The organism is Candidatus Pelagibacter sp. Uisw_101 (assembly GCF_047727615.1).
In the GTDB taxonomy this organism is placed as follows: Bacteria; Pseudomonadota; Alphaproteobacteria; order Pelagibacterales; family Pelagibacteraceae; genus Pelagibacter.
Genome location: NZ_CP159821.1, coordinates 146,710 through 165,748, shown reverse-complemented (window position 1 = coordinate 165,748; position 19,039 = coordinate 146,710). Strand labels below are relative to the sequence as shown.

Below are 19,039 nucleotides of genomic sequence, written 5' to 3'. Positions count from 1 at the left end.
GATATGAAAAAAGACATACACCCAAACTACCACACAATTAAAGTAGAAATGACTGATGGAACTCAATTTGAGACAAGATCAACTTGGGGAAAAGAAGGAGAAGTTTTAAAACTAGAAATCGACCCAAAATCTCATGCTGCTTGGACAGGTGGAAAACAAAAACTAATGGACAAGGGTCGTGTAAGCAAATTCAATAAAAAATTCCAAAACTTCAGATCAGAAAAGAAAGATTAAATGTCAAACATACCATTAATGCCAATGGCAACAGCTGTTTGGTTAGTAGAAAATACAACACTTACTTTTAAGCAAATTTCAAAGTTTTGTAATTTACATGAAGTTGAAGTGCAAGGTATCGCAGATGGTGAGGTTGCAAAAGGAATAATGGCTTATAATCCGATTATATCAGGTCAACTTACTAGAGAAGAAATTGAACTAGCATCTAAAGATGAAAATAAAGAATTACAGATAAAAAATACTGATATTGAAATTTCAACTGAAGATAAAAAAATTAAAAAATATATTCCTTTATCTAAAAGACAAGATAAACCAGATTCAGCACTATGGTTAATCAAGCACCATTCATTATTAAAAGATTCACAGGTAGCAAAACTAGTTGGAATAACTAAGGCTTCTGTTACTGCAATTAAAAATAAAAGTTATTGGAATTATAATAATTTAAACCCTAAAGACCCTGTAGCATTAGGACTATTTTCTCAAAAGGATCTAATTGAAGCTATTGAAAAAGCTGAAAGAAGAATAAAAAGGGAAAAAAAGGAAAAAGAGAAAGCAAAACTAACAAGAGAAGTTTCGAACATTGAATAATTTTAATAGACACCAAAATTATATGATGGTACTTAAACATTCTTAAAAAATATTTATGAAAATAGAAGTTAAAGATAATAATATTGAACAAGCACTTAGAGTTCTTAAAAGAAAATTACAAAGAGATGGTTTTTTTAAAGTAGTAAAACTAAAAAGTGTTTACGAAAAACCCTCTGAAAAGAAAAAAAGAATTCTACAAGAGAATATTAAAAGAGTTAAAAAGCTTAATAAGCTTAAGAATAGAATTTAAATATACCGCGGGGTGGAGCAGTCTGGTAGCTCGTCAGGCTCATAACCTGAAGGTCGGCGGTTCAAATCCGTCCCCCGCAACCAATCTTCTCAAAAAATTAATTAGATTTTAAACCTAGATTTTTTACTATCAACCAAAAATGCTTTAACTGTTTCTTTAGTAAGTTGATCAAATGTTTTTCCAAAGTTCTCAATTTTTTCAATCGTTGCTGGTGGAATGGTAATAATATGACATCCCAATTGTTTTGCTTGTAAGTAATTATAGGGCTCTCTAACACTCGCCCAAAGTATCTCTACATTTTTAAATTTTTTTGCCATTGCTATGCTTTTTTTAAATTCTGGAACAGGATCTTTACCAGTGTCACCTGCTCTACCAGCAAATATTGAAATTATAACTTTAGTCTTGTTGTTAATTAATTTTAGAATTTTTTCTGTTTGTTTTGCACTATAAATTGCTGTGATATTAAGTTTAATATCTAAATTATTAAGTTCTTTAATAATTTTGCCCATAAAAATACCTTTAGAATTAGCAACTGGTACTTTTACATAAACATTATTTCCCCAAGTATTAATCTGAAGAGCTTGTTTTTTCATTTCCTTATAATCATCAGCAAATACCTCTAGTGAAACAGGTTTATTGTTACAAATTTTTAATATTTTTTTTGAATAGGATTTATAATCTTTTGCCCCTGCTTTTCTCATTAGGCTCGGATTGGTTGTAAAACCTTTAACTATTTTTTTCTTATTAAATTTTTTTATTTGATCTAACTCTGCAATGTCACAAAATATTTTTGTTGTCATTAATTTTTAAAGGTTTTTAGTTATATCCTCAGTCATTTTTTTTGCATCTGCAAATAACATTAGAGTGTTATCTCTGTAGAATAATTCATTATCAATTCCAGCATATCCAGGGGATAAACTTCTCTTTACAAATAATACTGATTTACATTTTTCAACATCTAACACTGGCATTCCATAGATCGGACTTTGAGGGTCAGTTTTTGCTATAGGATTTGTTACATCATTTGCCCCAATTACAAATGCAACATCTGCATTAGCAAAATCATTATTAATTTCTTCAAGTTCAAAAACTTCATCATATGGAACATTGGCTTCTGCCAACAATACATTCATATGACCTGGCATTCTTCCTGCAACAGGATGAATTGCATAAGTAACTTTAATGTCATTTTTCTTTAACGTATCTACCATCTCTCTTAATGCGTGTTGTGCTTGAGCTACTGCCATACCATAACCTGGAACAATTATAACGGATGATGCATTTTTCATTAGAAATGCTGCATCTTCTGCATTACCACTCTTAACTGGTCTTTGTTCTTTATTTCCTGTTGATGCAGATTGTTCTGTTGCACCAAATCCTCCTAAAATTACGTTAAAGAATGAACGGTTCATACCTTTACACATTATATAAGATAGAATTGCCCCAGAAGACCCAACAAGGGCACCTGTTATAATCAATGCCGTATTTTCTAAAGTAAAACCTATTCCTGCAGCAGCCCAACCAGAGTATGAGTTTAACATTGAAATCACCACTGGCATATCTGCTCCGCCAATTGGGATGATTAATAAAAATCCTATTAAAAATGAAACTGCAATTAATAACCAAAAAAAGTTAGATGTCTGTGATGAACAAAGCAAGTATGTTAATATTAGAATTGAAATTAACAATAAAGCATTAAGAAAATGCTGTCCCTTAAAAGTTATTGGTGACCCTGACATTATTCCTTGAAGTTTTAAAAAAGCAATTATTGAACCTGAGAATGTTATGGCACCAACTGCAGCACCAATTGACATTTCGATTAAGCTAGCAAGCTTAATTGTTCCAGGTGATCCTAGATTAAATGCTTCCGGATTTAAGAAAGCTGAGATTGCAACAAAAACTGCTGACAAACCAACTAAGCTGTGAAAACCTGCCACTAATTCTGGCATAGCAGTCATTGGTATTTTATAAGCTATGAATGCTCCTATAAGTCCACCTACTAGTAAAAAAATTAGTACATAAATTAGCCCACTAGAAAAACTTCCAACTGATAAAAAGGTAACAGTGATGGCTATCACCATTCCCAAAATTCCAAAAAAATTACCCTGCCTTGAAGTTTCTGGAGATGAAAGACCTCTTAATGCCAATATAAATAAAACTCCTGATACTAAATAAAATATTGCTGATAAATTTGCTGACATAATTATTTATTTTTCTTCTTTTTTTTATACATCTGAAGCATTCTTTGAGTGACCAAAAATCCTCCAAATATATTAATGGCAGCAAGAGATATTGCTAAAAAACCAAGAATATTCGAGATTGTAAAAACATTATCTGCACTTCCTGCTAAACCTGCAATTATAGCACCAACAATAATTACTGATGATATTGCGTTAGTAACTGACATTAATGGTGTGTGCAAAGATGGGGTTACACTCCACACAACATAATAACCAATGAAAATTGACAAAATGAATATGCTTAATCTAAATATAAAAGGGTCTATTTCCATAAATCTATTTAATTAATGTTTTATTAATTATCTCATCTTCTAAATTAATATTAATTTTTTTATTATCTTTATCATATAGATTTGACACAAAATTGAGTACATTTTTTGAATAAAGATTTGAAGCTGAAACAGAAAGCTTATTTAAAATATTTGTTTCACCCATAATCTTTACTCCATTTTTAACTACAACTTTATCAACTTCAGTAAATTCTGCATTTCCACCCTGAACTGCAGCTAAGTCATAAATAACTGATCCAGAATTCATATTATTAATCATAGAACCTTTAATAATTAATGGAGCTTTTTTGCCTGGAATTAAAGCAGTACATATTACAATATCAATTTTCTTTAAAGTTTCTGCTAAAAGATCCTCTTGTTTTTTTTTAAATTCTTCTGAGGCTTCTTTTGCATAACCACCTTCTGTTTCAAGATCCTCAGATCCTTCAACAGTTAAAAATTTTCCACCTAAACTTTCAACTTGTTCTTTTGAAGCCATTCTTACATCTGTTGCAAATACGATAGCACCCATTCTTTTTGCGGTCGCAATAGCTTGAAGGCCTGCCACACCTGCTCCGACCACTAACACTTTTGCAGCTGGAATTGTTCCTGCCGCTGTCATCATCATTGGTATTGCTTTTTCAAAATTTGCAAATGACTCTATTACTGCCTTGTAGCCAGCAAGGTTAGCTTGAGAAGAGAGTATATCCATTGATTGGGCTCTAGTTATTCTTGGTAACATTTCTAAAGAAAAAAAATTAATATTTTTTTTAGATAATTTTTCTATTTTTTCTTTGTTATTATAAGGATCAAGCACTCCAATAAGTGTTTGGTTTTCTTTTAAATTTGAAAGATTTTCATCAGTTAGTAATCCCAACTGAATAATAATATTAGCTTTACTTAATGTTTCTTTTTCGTTGATAGAGATTTCAACACCTAACTCTTTGTAGTCACTATCCTTAAAGCCTAGATGTTCACCATATTTTTCAATTAAAGAAATTTCAAAACCAAGAGCTATATATTTTTTTGCAATCTCAGGAGTGATTGCAATTCTTTTTTCTACTAATTGATTTTCTAAAATTGAAACGATTCTCATATGAGAACTCTATAGCAAGAATAATGCCATTAAAACTAAAACACTAATAACAGCGACAGTTCCCCACAATACAAATTTTGTGAAATTATTCCAGGTACTTTTATGGTCTTGGTTATCCATAAAAACTACTTCTGTCTTGCTTTAAATTTTGGGTTTGTTTTATTAATAATATAAACCCTACCTCTTCTTCTAACGAGTTTAGAATTAAGGTCTCTTTTTTTTAATGATTTTAACGAGCTTTTAATTTTCATAATATTTTTTTATAGCCGGCAATGTCCTACTCTTCCGTGTCTTAAGACAAAGTACCATTGGCGCTGAAGGGCTTGACTTCCGAGTTCGGAATGGGATCGGGTATTACCCCTTCGCAATAATCACCGGCGAGAGTGTTATACCTAAAATAAAAACATTGTAAACCAAAGAATTAAGGTCTTTTTTGAGTATTTTTAACGATATTTATGATGTGATCTTTAAGGTTAATTTTTCCAAATATCTTGTAAACTTTATTCGATAAATTCATACTCGTTAAAGCTGAGGCGTATCTTTCACCTTTTCTTGATGGAAGAAACTTAACTTTACTATTAAACATTTTTGCAACTTCAATAATTGTATAGCTTTTTTTATGAGACACACTGTAGTGTTGACACGTATTTTTTTTCCACGCAAAGTAACATCCCTCAACAGTATCAAAAACATGTGTAAATCTTCTAGATTGCGATCCAGGTCTAACTATTGATAATGGTATTTTTTTTTTAAACTGATCCTCAAATATTCCAATCACTGTAGCCATAGAACCTTCTTTTATTTGTCCAGGTCCATAAACATTATAAAAATAAATTATTTCATACTTAAAATTAAACCATTTTTTTAAATTTTCTAATAATTCTAAATTTTTAGCTTTAGTAAAAGCATAAGGAGATAGGTTTTTGTCCTGACCTTTATTTCCAATGCTTGCTGATGTTGCTGAATATATAAGTTTAATTTTATTTAAAAGACAAAAATTAAACACTTCATTTGAACCAATCGTATTAGAGTCAATGCAAGTGCTCATCTTTAAAAAACTTTGATATATTCTAGAAAATTCTCCAAAGTGGAAGAGTGAATGAATATTTTTTTTATATAAATTTAAATTCTTAGAAATACTTTTGGTATCTGATTTTATATATTTTATTCTTTTATTTTTGATTTCATTTTTTTTACTACCAGTGGAATAATTATCTAAACTTATTATGTTAAACATAGTTTTATTTATAAGATATTTAATTAAGTTTGAGCCAATGAAACCTGCTCCTCCAGTTACTACTATATAATTTTTTTTCATTTATTAGAATTAAAGAAGTATGATTTTAAAGCTAATTCAAACCCATCATTTAAATTAATTTTGGGTTTCCAACTATAACTTAAGGCTATTGAATTATCTATAATTTTTCTTTTTTGTTCCATCTGTTTAAGATTTATCTAGAATCATACATTTATAATTAATTTTTTTTAATAACAATTTTGAAAGATGGATGCCATCTTATCCTGCAACTCCAAAAATTAAAGCAAATTTTCATATATTAAATATTTCTATATTATATTAATTTATTATTCTCATTAATATAATTTTTATTATATATATTTTTTTTTGTTAAGACACCTGGAATTTTAATAGAAAATTTATATATCAAAATAAATAGAAAAAAAATGTTAAACCTTTTGTAAAGAATTTCAAAATCTTCTTTTAGTTTTATAAGAAAATACTTTTTTGAATTACTCAAACCTTGATCCTCCATATAAATAAAAAAATTATTAAAATATTTTCCCTTAAAATTTTGACTAAGCTTAAATAAATAATCCATATCAGCTGAAATTTTAAATTTTTCGTCATAAGAAATTTTATTTAGTACATTTTTTTTAATACACAATGAGGTGTGAGCTATTTTTAAAAAATTAAGCTTATCATCATTTTTCGATGATATTTTCCAGACTCTTGAAACATTTTTATTAATTTGATTATAAAACAAAATATTAGAATAATAAAAATCATAATTCTTATTCTTATCTATAGATTTTGATAATATACTTAAAGAATGTTTTGAATAGAAAAAATCACCTGAATGCAGGACTATAAAATACTCACCTTTTGCTTTTTTAAAAGATTTATTAAGGGCATCATAAACACTTTTATCTTTTTCTCTAAAATATAAAGTTTTTTTATTTGATATCTTTTTTAGGAATTCACTTGTTCCATCAGTTGACTCTCCATCAAGTATTATGTGCTCATAATCTTTGAACGATTGATTTTTTAAACTTTTAATTGTTAGTCCTATTTTGGATATGTCATTTTTTACAACAGTAATAATACTAAATTTCATTTTTAATAAATTTCTCATAAAACTAGCAAAAGGTCAAAATTCTATTTTTTTATAGAATATAAGATTATTGTTTTGAGAGCAATAAAAGCATCTTTAAGACCTATTTTTTTTCCTTCTTCATATGATCTGCCATTATAGGATATCGGAACTTCATAAAATTTATATTTTTTTTTTGCAAATTTGATCGTTACTTCAGGTTCAAAAGAAAAACTATTTTCTTTTAAATCTATATTTTTTAAAGCCGATGTTTTAAACACTTTATATCCAGTTTCCATATCAGTTAAATTTAAATTAATAAATAAATTGCAAATGAATGTTAGAATTTTATTTGCTAAAAAATGCCAAAAAAAATGTATTCTAACATATTTTCCACCACCTAAAAATCTTGACCCATAAACTACATCTGAGTCTGTTTCAAAAAATGGTAAGAGTAATTTATTGTAATCAAATGGATCATATTCTAAATCAGCATCTTGAATAATAGTTATGTCTCCTGCGATATGTGCAATAGCAGTTTTAATAGCTGCACCTTTTCCTAAATTTTTACTATGATAAAAAATTTTGATCTTATCTTGTGTACTTAAATTTTTAAGTTTCTCTCTCGTACCATCATTTGAAAAATCATCTACAATTATAATTTCGTAATTTGTAAAATTATAAACTTCTAAACTTTTAATAACTCTGTCAATAATCATGTTAATAGTATTGTTTTCATTAAAACAGGGTATTAGTATTGAAATTTTTATTAATTTTTTATCAAACATTATTTTGACTTTTTAATAATTAAGTAGTTATTAAATGAATTTATATCAATTTCACTATAAGAACATAAAAATTTGATGTCCCAACATAATCTACCTTGCCATCCATTACCATTTTTAATATTCTTTTGGTTATCTGGATAGAAAACTGAGAATCTTTCATTATTATTATTTTTATATTCTAGAAACTCATTCTTAATTTTTTTGATACCATAAAATATTTTATCTTCATCATATATTCTAATAATATTTTTAGAAAAGTTAAAAAGTAAAAATATTAATATTAATATTGTAAATTTTTTTTTTGAAAAAAATCTATTTTGATAAAAATAAAGAGTAATTAAAAAAATCGTGCTTATAAAATAAATTATACCAAATCTGTATACTGGTGAAAAAGTAAACCAAAATAAAAAACCAATCAAAATAAAAAATATAAAAATTTTTATTTTTTTAAATTCTAATTTTTTAGGTGAGTTTGTTTTATTGGATATAAATAAAAATAAAATTACAGGAAAAATCATTGTTAATAAATGCTCAAGTATCTCTGAATAATTTCTGTTAAACCAATAAGATACCCAATTGAAATTTTTTAAAAATTCTGCTTTAGTAATTGAGCCATTTGTTTCTGCGTAGCTTTTATTAATCAATTCTAATCTATCTATTGAATTTAAGATTATAGGGTCAAACCAAGAAGTGTTAATACAAGTAAGTGTAGATGGATAAATAAAACAACTTGTATAAACAAATTGTTGTAAAAAAAAAGTGATCCCTAAAATATAAATAAATATATATCTAATCTTTAAGATTTCTGGAGATAAATTTTTATAATTTTTAAGAAAAAGATAAACTGATAAAATTAAAACAGGAATTACACTAAATTTAATTAATATTGCAAATACAGTAAAACTAAAATTACAAAAAAAATAAGAGAGTTTTTTTTTTAAATTTCTTTCCTCTTGAAATTTAAAAAAATTTAGAATTGCCAGAATGGTAAAGATCAAAGCAGGGATATCGTTTCCATATTCAGAAATTCTAGTAAATTTGAGTACAATATAGAAAAGACATACAATTAAAAAAAAGCTACTAATTGTTTTTATTTTTTCGTTAATAATCAGGCTAACTGAATAAATAATAAAAACCAAATATATTAAGAAAGTTGGGATAAGAACAAAATCGTAATTTTCATTGATATAAAAAATTGGTAAAATATTTAACCAAATTGAATTGTGAGCAAATGCAGAATTAGCATTTGCAAGACCAAATATTATTTTTTCTTCAATCATAGTAATAACATAAGGTAAATGATAATAACCAAAATCTTCATGGTACTTTTGACTTATATAAATTGGCACTAAAATCAGAAAAATAATTAAATATAATAAATTGGGTTTATATAGCTTGGTTAAAGAACTTTTGTGATCTCTTAAAAATAAAATTAAACCAAGAAATAATAATCCTACCGTAATATAAAAACTAATTTTAAAAAAAAAATGTATTAAGGTTACTAAAAATGTAATTATAATAATTCCAGAAAATATTTTTTCAAAAAAATTATTGTTAAATTTATAAATTAAAAAATTGCCATATCCTGCAAAAGATAATATTATGGTGCAAGAGGCTAATAAAAAAAATATAGATTCAAGAATTAAATTGATCATAAAACTTTATTTTCTTAAATAATTTTAATAAATCTAAATTTTGCATATTCTTTTTAAGATAGATAATATTTCTGTCTCTTTTCCCTCTTTATATGCGGCTTCAAGTTTATTGTAAAATTTAACAAACTTATCACCATCAAACCTCTTTCTACTTACGTAAAAGATATTTTTAGTAATCTTATGTTTTTTCTCATTTCTATCAAAAAGTATTTCATGTAATTTTTCATTTTTTCTTAATCCCACTTCATGATGTTTAAATTTATAACTAGGGTCTAATTTTTGCTTAAGTAAGCCAATTTTTTTTGCAACTTGATAAATATTTATTGGCTTACCCATATTAAGAACAAAAATTTTGTTTTTTATTTTTACAGATGTTGTTTCGAGAACTAGATAGCACGCTTCTAAGATTGTCATAAAAAATCGAGTAGCTTTCTTGTCTGTAATTGAAACTGGTTCATTATTATTTATTTGATCAATAAATTTTGTTATTGCCGAACCAGAACTTCCAAAAACATTTCCAAATCTAACGATATTGAAAATATTATTTTTAATGTTACTTATATTATAAAACTCAATCAACTGTTCTGAGGCTCTTTTAGTATATCCTAAGATTGAGGTTGGTTTTGCAGCTTTATCAGTTGAAATTAATATAAAATCAATATTATTTTTTCTAGAAATTTCACATAAATTTTTTGTACCAAAAATATTATTATTGACTGCAGATAGAATGTTGTCTTCAAGAATATTTACATGCTTATATGCTGCAGCATGAATAATTAAATTAATCTTATGTTTCTTGATAAGTTTATTTAATGTTATTGAATCATTGATATTAGACAAATGTAATTGTACCTTTTTTTCTAATTCATTTTTCTTTTGATAAATTCCTATTTCAGAATGATCTATTCCAATAATTTTTTTTGCTTTTTGAAAAACTAACTGACGACATATTTCGTGCCCAATAGTTCCTACAGCTCCTGTGACAAGAATATTTTTGTTTTTGAGGTTATGTATTTTTTTTCTATGAATTTGTTCTCTATTTATTAATGAATTAATTTGGTCAATTTTTAAATCATTTAAATTTATCTTATTATTTAATATAAATTTTTTTTCTGGTAAATATCTAACATCAAAAAAAAATTTATTAAGTTTTTTATTCATCATTTCGATCTTATTTTTTTTCAATGAAGGTATTGCAATAAACACTTTATCTATGGTTTTCTTATTATTTATTTTTTTTAAATCTTCATAGCTAATTACTGGGATATCTTGAAATATGGTGTTATGTTTTTTTGGATCATCATCAACAAAAAAAATTATTTTTTCCTTTTTTTCTTTTAGATTTAGATACAATTCTTTCCCCGCAAAACCTGCCCCATATATTACCGATCCCTCATATTTTGTTATTTGATAATTAAGTTTTGTAAAATTAAGTTTATTTTTATTTTTAATTTTCAATTTATCTCTTAAATAACTATCTAAAGATTTAAATTTAAAACCACCTAAATTTTTTTGTAATTTTTTTGTATCTGCAATGGATCTAGATATTTCAATTATATTTTTTTTATGTATTATTTTTTTATTATCTATATTTACAAAATCAATGAGATTTTTTATTAAATTACCTTGGCCAGTGCCAATATCATATACTCCAGAAGGATAATTATTTTTTAAAAATTTTTGATAAATTTTAGCTACATCTGACAAAGATATAAAATCTCTTAAAGAGATACCATTATTTATTAATATTAAATTTTGTTTTGTTTTTTTTATTTCAATTAATTTATCAATAAATGAAAATTGATCATTCTTATCACCATATGTATTAAACAATCTCATTATGTAAAAATTAATATTGTTACTGTAACAAAAGTTTTCAATTAATTTTTCAGCTGAATACTTAAATGACGCATAAAGCTTTCGATTATAACTATCTAACTTAGAATCTTTTAGGTCATCATTTAGACTGTAAACAGATGCGCTACTTGTATAAATTATCTTATTTATGTTTGTAATTTTTAGGTTAGATAAAATCTGAGCCAATCTAAGAAGGCTTAATTCAACAAATTTTTGATATTCTGAGGAATTTAAATCATTTAATTTATGAGATGGATAAAAATTATTAAATATATAATTTACTTTGCTTTTATTATGTAATTTTATTTTTTTAAAATCAATATCTGTTATTGAAATTACTTGAACATCTTTTATTTTTTTAATAATTGACTCTGTTAATTTACTTTTTTTTCCAAAAATTATACTTTTTGTCATTTTAACTCAATTTTAAAATTAATAAGAAGTATATAAACGTAAAAATTGTTAAAACTACAAAGAAATTTATACCTATAAAAGAAAATAAAAATATTGGTAATATAGCTAATAAAACTAAAATTATATTAGTATTAGAAAGAGAGAATCTGTTAATTAATAAATGATGTATATGATTTCTATCACCATAAAAAGCATTTTTACCTTTATAAATTCTTGTAGACGTTAGTCTTAGCAAATCATAACCTGGAAGTATTAATAGTAAAAATATTTGATCAGCATATTTTATACTTTTAAATATATTATGTTCATAAATTAATGATATTATTAGAATTGATCCTAAAAAATAAATTCCATTATCACCCATAAATGTTTTTCCACTTAGGTTAAGGAATAATATAAAAATTAACACTAAGATAATTAATATGTAAAAAATATATATAGGCGAGTTATAAGCTATATAGCTAAAAGTAATAAGAAAAAATAAAATTGATTGACCATTTATACCATCATAAAAATTTAAAGCATTAATCAAAATCATGATACAAAAAATAGTAAAGAAATAACTGTAATTATTTAAGAATAAACGGTTTTCATAAAATGAAAATTTCACATCTGATATAATTAGATCTTTATTTAAAGTTAAAACTATTATTGAAAATAAAATACTTAAAAAAAATCTTTTTTCAGGTTTTAACTTATATTTATCATCAATAATGCCTAAGATAAAAAAAGAAAAAAAGAAAAAAAAAATAGATGTATATTTTATTAAAAAAATTTCTTTGTATGGAAACTTATAATCAAAAATTAATATAAATAAAATCATTAAGGAAAAGTTAATAACAAGTATTGTTCCTCCTAATAATGGAACAGTTGCTGTATGTTTTTTTAATTTATTATCTGGCTTATCAAAAACATTTATGAAATTAGATAGTTTTTTTAAATTAATAAAAAGTAAACAATTTAAAATTACTAATCCAAAAAATATGCCCATCATTTTAAAATGCATTTTTTATACGAATATAGATAAAGGCCTATATTATAATATAGAATGATTGAAATCCAGTTATTGAAAAAATTTCCACCAGGAATAAAAGGGAATAGATTAATAATTAGACCTAATGTTATTGAGTAAAATGCTAAATAATCATAATTAAACTTGCGTCTAACAATTGATTTAAAAAAGTAAAATAAAACAAATATTGCTGCAACAATATAAAAAACTAAACCAATCAGACCAAGTTCCAAAATTATTTGAATTAATATATTGTGTGGATGTGTGGAGCAAATCCCAGTTTTTGGTACATATTTTACTTTTATGCAATAATCTTTAAAACCCTGAGGTCCAATTCCAAATATTTTATTTTTTTCAAAAAGATTTAAAGCTAATAAAATATGACCCTCATGGTCTTCAGAATAAATGTTAAATCTTTTTAATTCTTTTTTAATTTTTGTGTCTGATTTAGTAGTATTAATTTCAATTTTTGTTATTTGATTGTAAGTTTTTGAAAAAATTCTATTAAAAGTATTTGCATTTCCTATTTTAAAGTAAGAAGTAATAAAAATAAAAAATATCAAAATTATAATCGAGTATGATAAGATTTTTCTTAAATCTTTAATGATAATAAATAGCCCTAGTATAATTACAACCGATAGAAAAAAAGATGTTCTTCCACCTGATAAATATATTGTAATAAAATATAATGAAAAAAAAGGTATAATAAAAATAATATTTTTTTTTAAATCAATTTTTAAAAAAAACATAAACCATAAAATTACAGGCATAAATCTAACTAGAAAACTTCCCAAAATTAATTCATCATTGAAAAAACTTGAAACTCTGTCACCTGTAATTTTAAAGCCCAAAGTATTAAAACCATAAAAAAATTGAAAAAAAGAGTCAATTATTAGTATTAATAAAAAAGATATTAATAAAAAAAAGTATTTTTTATTTTTACAATCATCAAGTAATTTGCAAAAATAAAAAATTGCAAGAGAAAATAATACATATCTGAAATAAAAGATTGATCCTAATTTTAAATCATCAAAAATTTTAAAATAAGCATTAGTTAGAATATAAGCTGAAAATAAAAATAAAAAGATTATTTTTTTATCAAAAAATAGAGATTTATCTTTATTAATGACTAAAAATAATATTGTGCAAAAAAAAACAAAAAATTCTGTTACAGCAATACCAACAATAAAAGATAAAGGTATTATAAATAGTAATAAAGTTAAACTTTGACTATTTAAAATTTTCATTGAAAAGCTCACTAAGTTCATTTTGAAATTGTTTTTTTGTATAAATTTTATTTTTTTTTATTTCTTTAATAATATATTTATAATTTTTCATAATATAACGAACTTTATTAATAAAATCTTTAGTTTGTCTCCTACAAACAAAGATACCTCTAAAATTTTCTCTTACATGCTTAATTTCTTCGAATACTATTATCGGTCTATATCGAGCTAAACTTTCAAATATTACTTTTGGTGCACCTTCTGTATATGATGGAAGAACAAATATATTACATTTATCATAAAAGCTTATAATTTTTTTTGTTGAATTAACTTCATTAAACAATTTAACTTTATCATTTGGTGATGTGATTTTTTTTTTTAATCCAACAATATTTAGTTCAAAATTAAAATTAATTGAATCAAAAATATTTATAAGGGAAAAAACACCTTTTTCCTTTTTGTATCTACCTAAATAAAGTAATTTTGGTTTGTGAAGATCAGCCTTTTTTCTTTTCAAAAACCATTCATTTTCAATTTCTGAAGGTTTTATTAAAGTATAATTTTCTTTTAGACCCGATAAATGTCTTGATACTGCTACAATTTTTAAGAAATTTGTTACAATTTTAAACATTAAATCATAAAAAATATGCCCCAGTAAACCATATTTATAAAGATATTCTTTATGACCGTCACTTCTGAGATAAACATAACCTCTGATTTTTCTATTAAATATTTTGATAAAGATTAATGCAAAAAGATTAAATGGAGTAATTGAAATCATGAAAATTTTATAATTATTAAAATTATCTTTAAAATTAAAAAAATTTTTTTTTTTAAACTTTCTATATTTATTTTTTATTGTAACAAAATTTCTAATTTTTTTTGCATTTTTACAAACAAAACTTAAATGTTTTTTTTTTGCTAACCCTTCAATGATATTAATAGTATCATTATAATCTGATGAAATTTTATCATTATCGATAAATATTTTATCATTTGAAATAATCAAAATTTTTTTATTCATTTTTTAAAGTAATTAACAACTTTTTTTGGCATTAAAAATACTATTAAAAATTTTAATTTTTCGAATAAATCAGGATGATTAACTATCTTGTGCAGAAGGTAAAAATTTTTTCCACTATTAAATAAAAGATTTTTAATTTCACAAGTAAGTAATTTTTTTTCAAAATATTTAATATTATTTAAAAAATCTTTATCTTCTAGTTTAACCTGATCATTAAACCACTTATTAAGTTCCTTAAAAAACATTTCAATATTTATTTTTGAAAAATTATTTTTATGATACCTGTAAAACAACAATGGTTCATTTGTGGCATGACCATTAAATTTTCTTGACATTCTCATGACTAAGTCAAAGTCACCTATTATATTAAAATCTTTATTAAATAAACCAACTTTATCAAAAATTTCTTTTTTAATAATCAAGCCACTAATACTAATAAAATAATCTTTTGCTAAATAATTATATATTTTCCCATTTGGAAGATCTAATTTTCTGAATATTTTTAATTTCTTATTTTTTTCATAAAAAGTATATCTGTTACAATAAAAAAAATCTTGATTATCATCATTAAATAGTAGAGCCCTGCTTGATAGATAATTTTCATCCCACCAATCATCAACATCTAAGAATGCAATTATTTTACCTGATACATGCTCTAAAGCTTTATTTCTAGCTTGATATAAAGATAACTTACTATTTGAATAAAAATATTTTATTCTTTTATCCATAAAAGTTGAGACAATTTCTTTGCTTCTATCATTAGAAAAATTATCATAAAAAATAATTTCAAGGTTTTCATGTTTTTGATTAAGAATACTAGCAATACATTTATTCAAGTATTCCTGACCATTATGGCAATTAACAATTACACTAACTTTTTTATCCATTTTTTTTGTAATAATTAATAGTTTTTTTTAGTCCTAAATTAATTTTTTAAATAAACGATAAAAATAGGGATTTAACTTAAATCTTAACAAACTTAATAAATAATTTTTTTTTTCAATTTTGCAAACAGATTTTATATCGTTAGTCATTAAATTATAGACTAATGCAATTCTAATATTAATCCTATCACCCTCATACGAATGCCAAGTTTCTCTCTCTTTTCTTGAAAAAAATACAGCTCTATTTTTTTTCCACTCTATCTCTTTACCACTTATATCAGCTTTTGATTCGTAAAATATGGTACCATTATTTTTTTCAGGATTAATATAAATAACTCCACTTAATAATTTATTTGGTGTATCGTCATGAATTGGGAATTTGTAATTTTTACCAGTTAAAATTAAGTGAAACTCTGAATAACTATATAATTTTATTTTTTCGGGACATAATTCTTTTAATAAATCAATAGCTTTTTGATGATAATTTTCATTAAATCTTTGTAAACTTTCTTTAGATAAAAATTCAGAAGATAAAATAGAATTTTCAAAAACTCTGCTATGAAAAATTTTTATTTCACCTGATTGAGGCAATGGTAAGTCTAAACTTTCAATTTCTTTAAAATCTTCTTCTTTTAAAAAATTATCAAAAATTTTAATTTCCATTTATCTATTATAAATATAGTTGTACGTTTTAGAAAATTTTGTATTTTGAACATCAGAAATATTTTGATTTTTTGATACTAATGTAAAATTATTTTCTTTCATAATCTTCACTATATCATCATGTTGATCATGAAAGTTTTCATTTACTTCAACTAATATACTCTTTAAATCTTTATTCATGAGAGTTTTTTTGGCTCCATTTAAAATCTTATGCTCAATACCATCCACGTCTAACTTTATGTAATTAGGACATTTTAATATTTTAGCCTCAATCAAATAATCAATTGACGTACCATAAATATTATATTTTTGCTCAGGAATTAAATTCTTACCTTCGAAGTCTGTATTGTAAGAAAAAGTAGACATTGAATGTCCCTCTATAAAGTGAGTTTCGTGCATAGTTTGATAAATATTTTGTTTGTCACTAAGTGCAAATTGATTAATATTAATTCTGTTTTCTAGATTATTTATAGAAATATTTCTACTTAACGTCCTTAAATTACTAGTAGATGGCTCAAAACAATAAATTTGTAAATTTTTGTGTTTTAAAGCTGAATAAATTGAATAAAGACCTATGTTTCCACCAACATCCCAAAAAATATTTAATTTATTGTCAAAATTGTTAATCCATTCAATGGTTTCAGGCTCTTGAGTAAATAAAGTTTTTACCCTCCAAGCAATAATTTGATTTGGAATAAAAAAATTAACTTCCTGATTTAAAATTTTTTTTTTTATATATGATTTTTTTTCAAACTGTTCAAATATTTTAAATAATAGAATTTTTCCACTTAAAAAATCAAAAAGTAGAAAAATATTATAGATAATTTTGATAAAAAGTTTTTTCACTAGTAAAAGAATTTAAGATTATTATTTGTTAACTTTGAATAAAAAAATGATTGCTTCTTATAATTATTTTTTCTAATTGGTAAATTGTTATATTTAGTCATTATTTTTAATAAAGAATACTTTTTTTTTATAAATTCAAAATTTTCTTTTTTTATTAGTTTCTTTTTTAAAATAAAAATATCACTTGGATCCAAATTTATATATAATAATTTACATCCATGAAGTAAAGATTCAAAAACAATACTTGTGGGGCCTGATGAAATTAGAAATTCTGATTTTTGGAGCAAAATGTCTGCTGGTTCTTTAGAAATAATAATTTGATTTGATAGTTTTCTAGAAATTAAATTTTGGAATTTTTGAATTGATAGCATTGGATGTGGTTTAATTATAACTTTAATGTTACTATTTCTTGATAATGCAAAGATTACCCAAGAAATTAGGCTTTCATCTAAAGGATAAATTCCACAAAGAGCAAGAGTAAACTTATAGATTTTTTTTGCTTTCTTTTTTTATTAGAGAAATGCTTCTTAAATGATGGTGCAATTTTTAGTTTAATTTCTTTATAAAATTCTTTTCGATGCTTCAAGGCTAGTTTTCCAGGAACTAAAATTTCATTTGGTAATACTTTTGCCTTTTCTTCATATAATGTTGGTGATTGATTTAATAGATGGGGATAATATAAAAAACCCTGATAGCCAAAATTTTTTATGTTTGGAAAATATTTTCTAAACCCATAAAACCACGATCTATCGATTGCCTGATTTTCAAATCTACAAATAGTTTTTGAAATTTTAAAATTATATTTACTTAGTTTTTTAATAAAAATAATCTTTATGTTTGATTGAAATTCAGAATAGAAGTCTTTTTTAGAATTATATTCATAATTAATTAACAATGTACAATCAATTAAAAAAAACTTTTTAAATTTTTTTTTTTTAATTTCTAACCTTTCAGAAAACAAAAGTTTTAAAAGACAATTCTTAAATTCACTAAATGAAATTAAATTTTCTATAAAAATAAAATTTTGTTTTGATAATATTTTTATATTTTTATAATGATTTATAAAATTTTTATGCACTATAAAATTAGGTACAAAAAGAACATGGTTTTTCCTTTTAGCTTTAAGTATTTTATACAATCCAGGAAAAACATAGTCATGAATTTTATTTCTAGTTTCTAAAATAGTATTAATAAAAACATAATTTTTATTTGAAAACTGATCTTTTTTAGTTGTAATTTTTATAATTAGAAAAGTGATAATGCTAAAGATAATCGAATTAATTAATTCAAATAAATAATTTTTTTTTTTTATTTTGATTTCTAATTCTTTTAAGTCGATTTTATTATCTTTGATTGCTGAATTATAAATCAATTTATTTTCAAATACTATCTGGCCTATCTGTTTTAATATTTTTTTGTCTTTAAGAACTGATAAAATTAACATATTCTTAAATAAGTCACTTTTATATGGATCCCTAGATGAAGGTAATTTAATCCACCAAATATAATCCTTTCTAAAATCGAGTGAAATTTTACCAATCCAATCAACAAACTTTTTTCTGTATTTGATTGATAATTGAAAGTATTTTTCTTTAATTTGAGGTGGGTAATAATTTGGATCTAAAGTTGTATTCCAAGTTAATTTTTTAGTCACTTATTATTT

At 23.9% G+C, this 19,039-nt stretch carries 23 protein-coding genes, 1 tRNA gene and 1 rRNA gene; 4 read left to right on the top strand and 21 right to left on the bottom strand.

Annotated elements, in window-relative coordinates; translation table 11 throughout:
• Positions 1 to 3 precede the first annotated feature (3 nt).
• The 4 genes from rpmE (at position 4) to ABXT48_RS00855 (ending at position 1,155) form a co-directional block, all read left to right on the top strand.
• Entirely contained in the window at positions 4 to 234 is a 231-nt protein-coding gene (rpmE, locus tag ABXT48_RS00870) for a 50S ribosomal protein L31 (RefSeq protein WP_271512504.1), read from the top strand.
• Complete coding sequence (locus tag ABXT48_RS00865) at positions 235 to 822, top strand: cell cycle transcriptional regulator TrcR (protein ID WP_415303025.1); 588 nt, start codon at positions 235 to 237, stop codon at positions 820 to 822. It abuts the gene before it with no gap.
• Between the two features lie 55 nt (positions 823 to 877).
• Entirely contained in the window at positions 878 to 1,072 is a 195-nt protein-coding gene (gene rpsU / locus ABXT48_RS00860) for a 30S ribosomal protein S21 (RefSeq protein ID WP_006997326.1), read from the top strand.
• A gap of 6 nt (positions 1,073 to 1,078) precedes the next feature.
• A tRNA-Met gene (locus ABXT48_RS00855) sits at positions 1,079 to 1,155 on the top strand.
• Between the two features lie 18 nt (positions 1,156 to 1,173).
• Here the strand turns inward: ABXT48_RS00855 and ABXT48_RS00850 are convergent.
• From ABXT48_RS00850 to ABXT48_RS00750, 21 genes are all read right to left on the bottom strand, one after another.
• Entirely contained in the window at positions 1,174 to 1,872 is a 699-nt protein-coding gene (locus tag ABXT48_RS00850) for a transaldolase family protein (RefSeq protein WP_415286623.1), read from the bottom strand.
• Between the two features lie 6 nt (positions 1,873 to 1,878).
• A complete protein-coding gene (locus ABXT48_RS00845) occupies positions 1,879 to 3,273 on the bottom strand; it encodes an NAD(P)(+) transhydrogenase (Re/Si-specific) subunit beta (RefSeq protein ID WP_415286622.1) in 1,395 nt (464 codons plus the stop codon).
• Between the two features lie 2 nt (positions 3,274 to 3,275).
• The gene (locus tag ABXT48_RS00840; protein WP_415286621.1) at positions 3,276 to 3,584 is read right to left on the bottom strand and encodes a proton-translocating transhydrogenase family protein; all 309 of its coding nucleotides are present in this window, start codon (positions 3,582 to 3,584) and stop codon (positions 3,276 to 3,278) included.
• Positions 3,585 to 3,588: 4 nt separating this feature from the next.
• Complete coding sequence (locus ABXT48_RS00835; RefSeq protein WP_415286620.1) at positions 3,589 to 4,677, bottom strand: Re/Si-specific NAD(P)(+) transhydrogenase subunit alpha; 1,089 nt, start codon at positions 4,675 to 4,677, stop codon at positions 3,589 to 3,591.
• A 9-nt stretch (positions 4,678 to 4,686) separates the two neighbouring features.
• Entirely contained in the window at positions 4,687 to 4,797 is a 111-nt protein-coding gene (locus tag ABXT48_RS00830) for an aa3-type cytochrome c oxidase subunit IV (RefSeq protein WP_415286619.1), read from the bottom strand.
• A 5-nt stretch (positions 4,798 to 4,802) separates the two neighbouring features.
• Positions 4,803 to 4,928 (bottom strand): type B 50S ribosomal protein L36, encoded by a 126-nt coding sequence (ykgO, locus tag ABXT48_RS00825; RefSeq protein ID WP_006997331.1) that lies wholly within the window; start codon positions 4,926 to 4,928, stop codon positions 4,803 to 4,805.
• A 13-nt stretch (positions 4,929 to 4,941) separates the two neighbouring features.
• Positions 4,942 to 5,056, bottom strand: a 5S ribosomal RNA gene (gene rrf / locus ABXT48_RS00820).
• Positions 5,057 to 5,098: 42 nt separating this feature from the next.
• A complete protein-coding gene (locus tag ABXT48_RS00815; protein ID WP_415286618.1) occupies positions 5,099 to 5,995 on the bottom strand; it encodes an NAD-dependent epimerase/dehydratase family protein in 897 nt (298 codons plus the stop codon).
• Complete coding sequence (locus ABXT48_RS00810; RefSeq protein ID WP_415303023.1) at positions 5,992 to 6,117, bottom strand: hypothetical protein; 126 nt, start codon at positions 6,115 to 6,117, stop codon at positions 5,992 to 5,994. The genes ABXT48_RS00815 and ABXT48_RS00810 overlap by 4 nt, the downstream gene beginning before the upstream one ends.
• A gap of 131 nt (positions 6,118 to 6,248) precedes the next feature.
• Positions 6,249 to 7,031, bottom strand: a complete 783-nt coding sequence (locus tag ABXT48_RS00805; RefSeq protein ID WP_415286616.1) for a glycosyltransferase — start codon at positions 7,029 to 7,031, stop codon at positions 6,249 to 6,251.
• Between the two features lie 41 nt (positions 7,032 to 7,072).
• Positions 7,073 to 7,795, bottom strand: a complete 723-nt coding sequence (locus ABXT48_RS00800) for a glycosyltransferase family 2 protein (RefSeq protein WP_415286615.1) — start codon at positions 7,793 to 7,795, stop codon at positions 7,073 to 7,075.
• A complete protein-coding gene (locus ABXT48_RS00795; protein WP_415303021.1) occupies positions 7,795 to 9,450 on the bottom strand; it encodes an LIC_10190 family membrane protein in 1,656 nt (551 codons plus the stop codon). Before ABXT48_RS00795 ends, ABXT48_RS00800 begins: the two co-directional genes overlap by 1 nt.
• Positions 9,451 to 9,483: 33 nt before the next feature.
• Positions 9,484 to 11,721, bottom strand: a complete 2,238-nt coding sequence (locus ABXT48_RS00790; protein ID WP_415303019.1) for a polysaccharide biosynthesis protein — start codon at positions 11,719 to 11,721, stop codon at positions 9,484 to 9,486.
• A gap of 1 nt (position 11,722) precedes the next feature.
• Positions 11,723 to 12,727 carry a hypothetical protein gene (locus ABXT48_RS00785; protein WP_415303017.1) on the bottom strand — a complete coding sequence of 335 codons (1,005 nt, stop codon included), beginning with the start codon at positions 12,725 to 12,727 and terminating at the stop codon, positions 11,723 to 11,725.
• The gene (locus ABXT48_RS00780; protein WP_415286611.1) at positions 12,712 to 13,980 is read right to left on the bottom strand and encodes an O-antigen ligase family protein; all 1,269 of its coding nucleotides are present in this window, start codon (positions 13,978 to 13,980) and stop codon (positions 12,712 to 12,714) included. Before ABXT48_RS00780 ends, ABXT48_RS00785 begins: the two co-directional genes overlap by 16 nt.
• Entirely contained in the window at positions 13,964 to 14,983 is a 1,020-nt protein-coding gene (locus ABXT48_RS00775; protein WP_415286610.1) for a glycosyltransferase, read from the bottom strand. Before ABXT48_RS00775 ends, ABXT48_RS00780 begins: the two co-directional genes overlap by 17 nt.
• Complete coding sequence (locus tag ABXT48_RS00770) at positions 14,980 to 15,870, bottom strand: glycosyltransferase family 2 protein (protein WP_415303015.1); 891 nt, start codon at positions 15,868 to 15,870, stop codon at positions 14,980 to 14,982. The genes ABXT48_RS00775 and ABXT48_RS00770 overlap by 4 nt, the downstream gene beginning before the upstream one ends.
• A gap of 33 nt (positions 15,871 to 15,903) precedes the next feature.
• On the bottom strand, positions 15,904 to 16,530 hold the full coding sequence (locus ABXT48_RS00765) for a hypothetical protein (RefSeq protein WP_415303013.1): 627 nt from the start codon (positions 16,528 to 16,530) through the stop codon (positions 15,904 to 15,906).
• Positions 16,531 to 17,376 carry an FkbM family methyltransferase gene (locus ABXT48_RS00760; protein WP_415286606.1) on the bottom strand — a complete coding sequence of 282 codons (846 nt, stop codon included), beginning with the start codon at positions 17,374 to 17,376 and terminating at the stop codon, positions 16,531 to 16,533.
• The gene (locus ABXT48_RS00755; protein ID WP_415303011.1) at positions 17,376 to 17,747 is read right to left on the bottom strand and encodes a hypothetical protein; all 372 of its coding nucleotides are present in this window, start codon (positions 17,745 to 17,747) and stop codon (positions 17,376 to 17,378) included. The genes ABXT48_RS00760 and ABXT48_RS00755 overlap by 1 nt, the downstream gene beginning before the upstream one ends.
• Positions 17,748 to 17,824: 77 nt before the next feature.
• Positions 17,825 to 19,030, bottom strand: a complete 1,206-nt coding sequence (locus ABXT48_RS00750; RefSeq protein WP_415303010.1) for a hypothetical protein — start codon at positions 19,028 to 19,030, stop codon at positions 17,825 to 17,827.
• Between the last annotated feature and the right edge of the window lie 9 nt (positions 19,031 to 19,039).

What these genes read in the sequence shown, in the direction of transcription:
- ABXT48_RS00775 (WP_415286610.1), bottom strand. Translation starts at nt 14,983, where the DNA reads ATGAATAAAAAAATTTTGATTATTTCAAATGATAAAATATTTATCGAT.
- ABXT48_RS00805 (WP_415286616.1), bottom strand. Translation starts at nt 7,031, where the DNA reads ATGAAATTTAGTATTATTACTGTTGTAAAAAATGACATATCCAAAATA.
- ABXT48_RS00840 (WP_415286621.1), bottom strand. Translation starts at nt 3,584, where the DNA reads ATGGAAATAGACCCTTTTATATTTAGATTAAGCATATTCATTTTGTCA.
- ABXT48_RS00815 (WP_415286618.1), bottom strand. Translation starts at nt 5,995, where the DNA reads ATGAAAAAAAATTATATAGTAGTAACTGGAGGAGCAGGTTTCATTGGC.
- ABXT48_RS00770 (WP_415303015.1), bottom strand. Translation starts at nt 15,870, where the DNA reads ATGGATAAAAAAGTTAGTGTAATTGTTAATTGCCATAATGGTCAGGAA.
- ykgO (WP_006997331.1), bottom strand. Translation starts at nt 4,928, where the DNA reads ATGAAAATTAAAAGCTCGTTAAAATCATTAAAAAAAAGAGACCTTAAT.
- rpmE (WP_271512504.1), top strand. Translation starts at nt 4, where the DNA reads ATGAAAAAAGACATACACCCAAACTACCACACAATTAAAGTAGAAATG.
- ABXT48_RS00810 (WP_415303023.1), bottom strand. Translation starts at nt 6,117, where the DNA reads ATGGAACAAAAAAGAAAAATTATAGATAATTCAATAGCCTTAAGTTAT.
- ABXT48_RS00755 (WP_415303011.1), bottom strand. Translation starts at nt 17,747, where the DNA reads ATGCTATCAATTCAAAAATTCCAAAATTTAATTTCTAGAAAACTATCA.
- ABXT48_RS00850 (WP_415286623.1), bottom strand. Translation starts at nt 1,872, where the DNA reads ATGACAACAAAAATATTTTGTGACATTGCAGAGTTAGATCAAATAAAA.
- ABXT48_RS00865 (WP_415303025.1), top strand. Translation starts at nt 235, where the DNA reads ATGTCAAACATACCATTAATGCCAATGGCAACAGCTGTTTGGTTAGTA.
- ABXT48_RS00835 (WP_415286620.1), bottom strand. Translation starts at nt 4,677, where the DNA reads ATGAGAATCGTTTCAATTTTAGAAAATCAATTAGTAGAAAAAAGAATT.
- ABXT48_RS00800 (WP_415286615.1), bottom strand. Translation starts at nt 7,795, where the DNA reads ATGTTTGATAAAAAATTAATAAAAATTTCAATACTAATACCCTGTTTT.
- ABXT48_RS00785 (WP_415303017.1), bottom strand. Translation starts at nt 12,727, where the DNA reads ATGCATTTTAAAATGATGGGCATATTTTTTGGATTAGTAATTTTAAAT.
- rpsU (WP_006997326.1), top strand. Translation starts at nt 878, where the DNA reads ATGAAAATAGAAGTTAAAGATAATAATATTGAACAAGCACTTAGAGTT.
- ABXT48_RS00830 (WP_415286619.1), bottom strand. Translation starts at nt 4,797, where the DNA reads ATGGATAACCAAGACCATAAAAGTACCTGGAATAATTTCACAAAATTT.
- ABXT48_RS00845 (WP_415286622.1), bottom strand. Translation starts at nt 3,273, where the DNA reads ATGTCAGCAAATTTATCAGCAATATTTTATTTAGTATCAGGAGTTTTA.
- ABXT48_RS00765 (WP_415303013.1), bottom strand. Translation starts at nt 16,530, where the DNA reads ATGGAAATTAAAATTTTTGATAATTTTTTAAAAGAAGAAGATTTTAAA.
- ABXT48_RS00795 (WP_415303021.1), bottom strand. Translation starts at nt 9,450, where the DNA reads ATGATCAATTTAATTCTTGAATCTATATTTTTTTTATTAGCCTCTTGC.
- ABXT48_RS00780 (WP_415286611.1), bottom strand. Translation starts at nt 13,980, where the DNA reads ATGAAAATTTTAAATAGTCAAAGTTTAACTTTATTACTATTTATAATA.
- ABXT48_RS00790 (WP_415303019.1), bottom strand. Translation starts at nt 11,721, where the DNA reads ATGACAAAAAGTATAATTTTTGGAAAAAAAAGTAAATTAACAGAGTCA.